The organism is Vibrio sp. Vb1337, assembly GCF_033338715.1.
Taxonomy (GTDB): domain Bacteria; phylum Pseudomonadota; class Gammaproteobacteria; order Enterobacterales; family Vibrionaceae; genus Vibrio; species Vibrio alginolyticus.
Map to the genome: position 1 here is coordinate 1 of NZ_JAWOTD010000168.1, position 1,207 is coordinate 1,207.

General features: G+C 44.6%; 1 protein-coding gene. It reads right to left on the reverse strand.

Annotated features, from left to right (window positions below; translation table 11 throughout):
• Positions 1-117: 117 nt before the first annotated feature.
• Entirely contained in the window at positions 118-888 is a 771-nt protein-coding gene (locus R7E42_RS24755) for a sulfite exporter TauE/SafE family protein (RefSeq protein ID WP_025509900.1), read from the reverse strand.
• Positions 889-1,207 lie beyond the last annotated feature (319 nt).

Consider the following 1,207-nt stretch of genomic DNA (forward strand, 5'->3'; position numbering starts at 1 on the left):
CCGTCTTAAAACGGTTTTCTAAACTCACTTTTCACGTTATTTAATAAACTTCTTTTTAGAAACCTTTATTGAAAGCCGCAAAAGCGCCATTAAGTTGATGGCGCTTTTCTGTTTGGGTTAGGCGTAAACGTCAATAAAAAAGTAAATGGTGATGATAATCGAAGAGAGAGCGACAAAGCCTTTAACGTGGCTCGGATTAAGCTGGCGAGACACGCGCGCGGCGAGGTAGCCGCCAACTAATGTCCCGACCATTACCACGCTGCCTTTACTCCAATCGATAGAGCCGTTCGCAACAAAAATGACGATAGCGATGAGAGACACACACGTTGAAACCAGAAGTTTAAGCCCATTCATCAAGTTGATGTCTTGATGGCCCGCCACGACGAGGTAACTCAGAACAATCACGCCTAATCCGGCATTAAAAAATCCGCCGTATGCTGAAACGCCCACCAACAACAAACTCAATGCGATTAAGCCTAAAACGCCAGCGTGTTTATGTTCTCTGGTGATGGATTTGATGATCATTGTTAACCGCGAACCTGTAAGAAACAGCACCGTAGCAAACAAAAGTAGCCAAGGAATGGCTTCCAAAAACAGTGACTCTGGTGTGTTGAGAAGAAGATACGCGCCAACTGCGCCACCGACTAAGCTGAACGAAACGGTGAATAGCAGTTCTTGTTTGTTTTTCAAAATTTCTTCACGAAAGCCCACGGCACCGCTTATGTATCCCGCGCACGCCGCGTAAGTGTTGGTGGCGTTAGCCATGATGGGTGGCACGCCAACCGCCATTAGGGCGGGGAAGGTGATAAAACTCCCACCTCCTGCTATCGAATTCATGATTCCACCTACCACGCCTGCAGCAAACAACAGAGCCAATTCCAGCAGCATAAACAGTCCTTGTTATGTTCTTATTGGTTATTAGAGTCTTAGATTTTGAGAACGCATGTTCTAACGTTTTATGAGATTTACTTTACATGCTCCAAAACGAAATTGTTCAGTTCCGTTGCGGTTTTGATAACGTGAACCTCTTTCTAGCGAAATTTTTCTCTTAGCCGTGATATTAATTCATCGTAGCTATATCAAAGAAAGATCGAAGAAAGAAAAAGCCACCGCGAGGGTGGCTTTTAGGGGCTATCAAGAAGGAGGAATCGACGATTATTGGTCAACTTTTACAGGTTGCGCTTTAAGCTTTTGAAACAGCTTCACA